Raw genomic sequence first — 3,603 nt, forward strand, 5'->3', positions numbered from 1 at the left:
GGGCTTCATTATAACAATATTGTAATCGCAACAGATGCCGATGTGGATGGAATGCACATCCGTTTGTTGATGATGACTTTCTTTCTTCAGTTTTTTCCCGATTTGGTAAAAGCCGGCCATGTTTATATTTTACAGACGCCGCTTTTCAGGGTTCGGAACAAAAAAGAAACGATTTATTGCTACAGTGATGAAGAACGTAAAAATGCAATTGAAAAGCTGGGCAATAAACCAGAAATTACCCGATTTAAAGGTTTGGGTGAAATTTCTCCTGATGAATTCGGTTTGTTTATCGGGAAAGATATCAGGTTAGACCCCGTTATTTTGAAAGATCAAACGATTAAAAGTTTGCTGGAATATTATATGGGTAAAAATACGCCTGATAGACAGCAGCACATTATCCGTAACCTAAGGGTAGAGAAGGATGAGGTAACTGAAGAGCCTAAAGTGATTACTGAAGAAGTAGCATAGCAATATCCCTGGTTCGTGTACTCAAACCAGTTTTTCTAGATAATATAAAAGGAAGTGAAGTTTTTAAAACTTGACTTCCTTGGTTATAAACCGTTTTCTAGCCTTAAATTTCCGCCTGCACACGAACTTAAGGTCACATTTTGGAAAGATCCTTCGACTCCGCTCAGGATGACAATCGCGTTTGAATGCTTGCGGTTAAATCAATCGTGGCGTCCTGCTGAACTTGTTTCAGCATCTGTCTTGTTATGCTTTGGTTTATGTCTCCACGAACCAGCTTTATCTATARAAAGGAAGTCAAGGTTTTAAGGCGTGACTTTCTTTGTTATAACCGTTTTATAGCTTTAAGATTCCGCATGTGCGGGAATGACGATCACGTTTTGGAAAGATCCTGAAACAAGTTCAGGATGACGACCGCATTATTCTTTAGGCACATTCACCGTATCTTCCGGGTGTTGAGGCGGCAATACATCTACCTTTTTCTCTACAATGGTAATTTTTGTAAATACGGCATACTTACTAGGAGAGATGCCATTATCGTACTTCTCTGCATAGGCTTGTGTAAATTCAGCGCCGAAGTAAAGTATAATTGATGTATAATAAATCCACAATAAAATAACGATGATCGAACTGGCTGCGCCAAAAGCCGAACCTGGATTGCCTTTTTCGATATAAATCCCAATCAGGTATTTACCTAGACTGAAAAGAACTGCAGTAAATAGTGCGCCAATTATTGCCGATTTCCATCGGATGATCACATCTGGCAATACCTTAAATATAACGGCAAATACGGCGGTTACGGCAGCAAGTGTAATTACATTGTTTAAAATATAAATTAGAATGGCCATTGTATCGTTTGCAACGGGGATTACTTCATCTATCTTACTTTGCGAAAGTAGGTTAGCCAATTTAGAACCCAAACCAACTACTACAGTGTTAACCACTAGTGAAACAAGCAACAGAAAGCCCATCGAAACAATTAAAGAGAAAGACAATAACCTGTTCGAAAGCATTTTTATCCAGCCTTTTTTGGGCACAGCCTTTACTTTCCAGATCATGTTGATACTATCTTGTATCTCAATAAAAATAGCAGTTGAACCAATAATCAATGTACAAATCCCAATAATTAAACCAATGGTAGATTGCCCGGATTTGTTTGCATGTTCTACAAAACCTTGGATTTGTGTAGCTGCCTCTTTGCCAACCATTTTGGTAACCTGCCCATAAAACTGACCTCTTGTTTCCTCATTTCTTTTGTCGCCAAAAAATAGGGTAGCGGCAGATAGCATGATAATGATGAGTGGAGTAAGTGAAAAAATAGTGTAGTAAGCAAGCGAAGCACTTAATTTAGTTACCCGATCTTCCATAAAACCTTTTCCGGCAGCAACAAAAAGATGATAAAGCGCAATAAAGAAATATTTGATCTTATGGATAACTCTCATAGAAAAATTAAAATGGATATCCTATCCCAATGTTAAAAATTAAATTCTGTTTACGCCAATCTTTGTTTCCAAAGGCGATATCATCAAACACCCATCTTTGTCCTTCCGGCAGGTATGGTTTGCGTACCGGAAAAGCTACATCTAAACGGACTACAAAAATGCTGACATCTACCCGTAAGCCTGCACCAGTACCTACAGCAAGCTCGTTAAAAGCATTTTTCAGCTTAAAACCAGATCCGGGTCTTGCCGTCTCAGGTTTACCAGGTTCGCCAAGATCCTCTTTCCTCAGCCAGATATTTCCTGCATCTACAAACAATGCGCCATAAAGTACGCTTACTATTTTAAAACGCAGTTCTGAGTTTAACATTAACTTAATATCACCACCCTGATCGGAAAAAAGAGCATCATCTTTCACCTTAAAAGTTCCCGGCCCTAAAGTTCTGGCTGGAAAAGCCCTGATATCGTTACTGCCGCCTGCAAAAAACTGTTTAACAAAGGGCATTGATGTAGAGTTTCCATAGGCATAACCATAACCCAGGTTTAACCTGTTTGCCCAGATTAAATTTCTGGTGATTTTATAATAGTCTCTTAAATCAGCTTCTACCCTGATAAACTGTGTTAGTGGTATGTTAAAAAGTGTACGTTTCCCTTCTTCATCTTTTGGTACAAAAGTCCCCCAAACATTACCTCCGGTTTCTAATCCTCCAAAGAAATAAGTGTTATTTCTCCTGCTATCTTCCATCTGGTTGGTATAGGTGAAATTATAATTGCTGCCAATAATAAACTGTTTTTCTAAAGTAGTCCTCAATAGTGGGTTTTGCACATATATTCTTTGCTCTGTAGTATCCGTAGGAAAAGAAGTAGAAACATAACTGATTGATATCGGATTGAAATTATGCTCTTTGTATAAATTCTCTTTAAAGTTGTAACCATATTGCCCTTTAAAAGCATGTAGAGTATATTCAGAACCACGGTTAAGCATCTGATAAGAAAGTGAAGCTATAGTTTTCGGGATGAAAGCATTGGTGCTATTCGGTTTGTAAAAGGGAACAATAAACCTGGGGAAGGTCAGTTTTCCTTCTGCCGTTAATGATAAGGAGTTTTTGCCTAAAGAAGTTCCTTTGGTTTGCGTTTCAAACCCTCCACTAACACTCAAATCTAATTGTTCGGCATTTCTAAACAAGTTTCTGGTAGTTTGTGTTACTTTTACTTCAGAACCTACGAAATTGTTCGATTTACTTGTTCCGGTAACAGAAAAGGTAAGTGAGTTTTTCTTTAAAGGCGTTAAATAGATATTTAAATCGAGCTGATTGTTTTTGAAACTATCTATAGGTAAAAATTCGGCTCTTACATCTTGAAAAGCACCTACATTTACCATTCGGTTTAGCGATTGGTTATGATCTTTACGGTTATACGGCTCGCCTTTTTGAAAAAATACCAAGCGGTCGAAAAGTTTTGGTTTAAACGTGTTTCGGTCATCGTATATATTGAAATCGTTATACTGCAATGGTTTCAATTTTCTTAACGTACTGTCTCTCCTTAACGAATAATTAGGATATATGTTAATGTTTTTAATGGTATAAGGTTTTAATGCTGCATCAGGCGCAATGTCTTTTACCTTAACCGAAACATTAACCAGATTTTTACCAATGGTACTATCTACCTGCATAATTAAATAATCGGGACTGAAATAGAA

3 protein-coding genes are annotated in these 3,603 nt (G+C 37.6%); 1 reads left to right on the forward strand and 2 read right to left on the reverse strand.

Going from position 1 to position 3,603, the window contains the following annotated elements; translation table 11 throughout:
- Positions 1 to 468 (forward strand): toprim domain-containing protein (locus AC1DND_RS22790; protein WP_477584884.1); only part of this gene is annotated, 468 nt, incomplete at its 5' end.
- Positions 469 to 884: 416 nt separating this feature from the next.
- Here AC1DND_RS22790 and AC1DND_RS22795 read toward each other — a convergent pair.
- The gene (locus AC1DND_RS22795; protein WP_477584885.1) at positions 885 to 1,907 is read right to left on the reverse strand and encodes a YihY/virulence factor BrkB family protein; all 1,023 of its coding nucleotides are present in this window, start codon (positions 1,905 to 1,907) and stop codon (positions 885 to 887) included.
- 7 nt (positions 1,908 to 1,914) lie between these two features.
- On the reverse strand, positions 1,915 to 3,603 hold a 1,689-nt coding region (gene tamL, locus AC1DND_RS22800; protein WP_477584886.1), incomplete at its 5' end, for a translocation and assembly module lipoprotein TamL.

Source organism: Pedobacter sp. 01N416, assembly GCF_056399685.1.

What these genes read in the sequence shown, in the direction of transcription:
- AC1DND_RS22795 (WP_477584885.1), bottom strand. Translation starts at nt 1,907, where the DNA reads ATGAGAGTTATCCATAAGATCAAATATTTCTTTATTGCGCTTTATCAT.